This window comes from Acetobacterium fimetarium (genome assembly GCF_014284475.1).
Classification (GTDB): domain Bacteria; phylum Bacillota; class Clostridia; order Eubacteriales; family Eubacteriaceae; genus Acetobacterium; species Acetobacterium fimetarium.
Map to the genome: position 1 here is coordinate 1 of NZ_WJBC01000054.1, position 3,409 is coordinate 3,409.

Here is a 3,409-nt window from a genome sequence, read left to right on the forward strand (position 1 = left end):
TGTTTTTGACCAACTAAATTGACCTAAAAATGATTGACTTGAATGTCTGGGAGTTGCTCTGTATAATGACATTAACCTAGAGAAAGAGAAAGGCCCCAGAGAACCCCTCCTGCAAGATCGTGTCCTCTGAGACCTGGTATAGAACCATGATTATTGTAACAGATGGACAGCTTTCCTTCAACGAGGAATTGCAGGTTTTTCATATGTGGGCCATGATAGCCATTATTGCCCAGATTGCCAAAGCATTCTTCAGCATCGTGATTACAGGCTTAGAATCATGAAAACTGAGGGTGGAACAAAGCAGTTTATCCAGATTGAGCGGTTGAAATGCAATCACTGTGAGCGCCTGCACAATGCTCTTCCGGACTTTCTTGTTCCGTATAAACACTATGCAGCTGAAATTATTTCAGGGGTATTAGATAACGTTATCTCAGCAGATGATCTTGACGCTGAAGATTATCCCTGTGAACAGACCATGAAACGTTGGCAGCGCTGGTTTAATGGGAATCAGAACAACATTGAAGGTAACATGAGATCCATTGGCTATCGCCTGCTTGGACTGGGTGAGGACTTGCTCAGCGCCAGGATATCATTGCTCACGCATTTAAGAAAATCCAGTGAAGTCTGGCTGGAAACCATCCTGCGGATAATCTATAATGCAGGCAGTTTTTTAGTGCCGATTTAGAGCATTGCCTTTGCACCTGCTTTGTTTTGAATGTCAATCCGGGATGATGTAATCTACCGTCATAGGAGGTAGATAATGATGAATACAAAACATAGACAAACGGGCAACTGGCAGGAAGAGCAGGCACTTACACGCTATGCTGCCATTGCACCGCTTTTGGATGAAACGCTGGACACGGCCAAAAAGCTGAAGCTCCGGGACGATATTGCCGAACGGCTTGGCGTCTCAACCCGGACCGTTTACCGATATGAAGCTGCCTACCGCGCAGATGGATTTACGGGCCTCAAGCCCATGAACCGGGAACAGCGCCGATCAAAAAAGTTACCCGAAAATTTCGACGAACTTCTGGCAGAAGCCATTCAGCTGAAAAAGGAAGTTCCCAAACGTTCGGTGGAGCAGCTGATTCTCATACTGGAACTGGAAGGCCGCGTTGCCCCGGGCCTATTAAAACGCTCTACCATGGAACGCTATCTTTACAAGGCCGGTTTCGGCGTCAGGCAGATGCAAATGTATCAGGATGCCCGCCAAAGCTCATCCAAAAGATTTTGCAAACCTCACCGGATGATGCTGATTCAGGGCGATATCAAATATGGACCCAAACTTCCCATCGGCAAAAACGGCAAAATGGTACAAACCTACCTGTCTTCAGCGATTGATGATCATTCCAGATATGTGCTTTCCTCAGTCTTTTATGACAATCAGGAAGAATCCATCGTTTTAGATACTTTCCGGAAAAGCATTCTCAAGTTTGGAAAATTTGATGCCTGTTACTTTGACAACGGTTCTCAGTATGTAGCCAAACAGTTGAAGCTGTCTCTTGCCAGGCTGGGAATCACCATCCGGCATGCGAAAGTGCGCAGTGGAAAATCCAAAGGCAAGGTGGAAAAGTTCCACCAGGTGGTGGACGCCTATCTGAGAGAGGCAAAAGTTCATAAAATCAGAACGCTGGAAGATTTGAACCACCATTGGTCAAACTTTCTCGAGGCGCATTACCACACGAACAAACACGGTGGGATCAAAGAGTATTATGAAAGCATGGGTATCGCCCTACCGGAAGAAGGCATCACCCCCCTTCAGGAGTGGAACCGGGACTCCCGGGCATTGACTTATATCGATACCGCCGTTGTCGCTGAAGCTTTTTTACACCATGAAAAACGTCGGGTGGACAAAGGTGCATGTATCAGCTTCAGGGGTAAAAAATACGAGACGAAACCATCTCTGATTGGATTTGAAGTTGAAATCGCCTATGATCCGATGACACCGGAGATCCTGACGGTTCATCATCCCGGTATGGCTGATTTTCAGGCACGTCCGGTAAAGATTGGGGCCTTTTGTGACAAGAATCCGACGTTACCTGTATCCATGCTGGAAACCGGAAGTTCACGTTTTCTTGATGCGCTGGAAAAGAAACGCCATGAAAATCAGATAGCTGTTGCCAATGCCATCTCCTTTAAAGGTTTTAAAAAAGGCGGTACTGAGCATGTATGAGCGCTTCTTTGAAATGAACCATACGCCTTTTGTCCGGGATGTTCCACCGGATAAACTCTATGAATCTGCCCATGTGGAAGATGCCATCGGAAGGTTGACCTATGCTGCGGACCATCAGCTCTTCGCGGTTGTTACAGGGGATGCCGGTTGCGGCAAGTCGACGTTAATCCGAAAATTTGTGGGCATGCTGCCAAAGGATGAATACATCTTTTTATATCTGTCGGATTCCAGGCTGACACCCCGGTGGTTCTACAAAGGACTGCTGGATCAGCTGGGGATAGAATCCCGGTTTTACCGGGGGGATGCCAAACGCCAGCTTCAGAAGGAGATCGAAATCATCCGTGGTGTACATCAGAAAAAGGTGGTTGTTATCCTCGATGAAGCACACCTGCTGGAGAAGGAAACCATTGAAGAGTTCAGGTTTTTGCTCAATTATCGCTTTGACTCCATGAGCCCCATGGCACTTGTATTAGTGGGGCAAAATGAACTTTGGGATAAATTGAATCTGCAGCGCTATGCGGCAGTCAAACAACGGATCGATATTAATTGTGTGCTTCCCCATCTGGACCTTGCAGAAACCAGACACTATATCCAGTCTCACATCATCTATGCCAAAGGTCAGACAGATATTTTTACCGATGCTGCTCTGGATGATATTTATAAGGAGTCCACTGGAATCCCACGACGGATCAACCGGATCTGTGAAAAGAGCCTCATGTATGCTTATCAGCAGAATAAACATCTGATTGATGATCATATGATTCGTTTTGTGATCGATCATGAGATGCTTAAGGGCGGTGCATAGATGGAAAAAATAAAATTTGCTTGTTACGGCAGTTCTGGAATGAAACCGTGGGATGGAACGATTCTTCCGTTAAAACTTACAGCCCCCTATGAAGTGGAAGTCACTGCACGTGGCAGTACCTTTCATCTGATTGTAGGGCATCATCAATACGGTGATTATATCTGCATCCCAAACTGGGATGTTGGAACACAACTGGCATCCCTGACAGATCGTTTCTGGAACTACGAACGATTAACCGGTTATACAGAACTGAAATCAGTGGATGCTTACAGTGTTGCCTGTGCACTTGTAGCATTAAGTAAAATCATTGAGTAACCAATCGATGGCAGGCTTTCCTGCCATCAAAACCATAAAGGTTGATGACAAAAATATGAGCATTTAAGAGACAATGAATGCGAACGAAATGGTGTCATCTCAGAAAATCACTAACA

5 protein-coding genes are annotated in these 3,409 nt (G+C 45.8%); all 5 read left to right on the top strand.

What is annotated here, in order from left to right; genetic code table 11:
- Positions 1-146 precede the first annotated feature (146 nt).
- Positions 147-281 (top strand): hypothetical protein, encoded by a 135-nt coding sequence (locus GH808_RS15580; protein ID WP_279289697.1) that lies wholly within the window; start codon positions 147-149, stop codon positions 279-281.
- Complete coding sequence (locus GH808_RS14905) at positions 278-685, top strand: DUF6431 domain-containing protein (RefSeq protein WP_186843576.1); 408 nt, start codon at positions 278-280, stop codon at positions 683-685. The genes GH808_RS15580 and GH808_RS14905 overlap by 4 nt, the downstream gene beginning before the upstream one ends.
- A 75-nt stretch (positions 686-760) precedes the next feature.
- Complete coding sequence (locus GH808_RS14910) at positions 761-2,173, top strand: DDE-type integrase/transposase/recombinase (protein ID WP_186843577.1); 1,413 nt, start codon at positions 761-763, stop codon at positions 2,171-2,173.
- On the top strand, positions 2,166-2,978 hold the full coding sequence (locus GH808_RS14915; RefSeq protein WP_186843578.1) for an ExeA family protein: 813 nt from the start codon (positions 2,166-2,168) through the stop codon (positions 2,976-2,978). The genes GH808_RS14910 and GH808_RS14915 overlap by 8 nt, the downstream gene beginning before the upstream one ends.
- A complete protein-coding gene (locus GH808_RS14920; RefSeq protein WP_186843579.1) occupies positions 2,979-3,293 on the top strand; it encodes a DUF6618 family protein in 315 nt (104 codons plus the stop codon).
- Positions 3,294-3,409 lie beyond the last annotated feature (116 nt).

What these genes read in the sequence shown, in the direction of transcription:
- GH808_RS15580 (WP_279289697.1), top strand. Translation starts at nt 147, where the DNA reads ATGATTATTGTAACAGATGGACAGCTTTCCTTCAACGAGGAATTGCAG.
- GH808_RS14905 (WP_186843576.1), top strand. Translation starts at nt 278, where the DNA reads ATGAAAACTGAGGGTGGAACAAAGCAGTTTATCCAGATTGAGCGGTTG.
- GH808_RS14910 (WP_186843577.1), top strand. Translation starts at nt 761, where the DNA reads ATGATGAATACAAAACATAGACAAACGGGCAACTGGCAGGAAGAGCAG.
- GH808_RS14915 (WP_186843578.1), top strand. Translation starts at nt 2,166, where the DNA reads ATGTATGAGCGCTTCTTTGAAATGAACCATACGCCTTTTGTCCGGGAT.
- GH808_RS14920 (WP_186843579.1), top strand. Translation starts at nt 2,979, where the DNA reads ATGGAAAAAATAAAATTTGCTTGTTACGGCAGTTCTGGAATGAAACCG.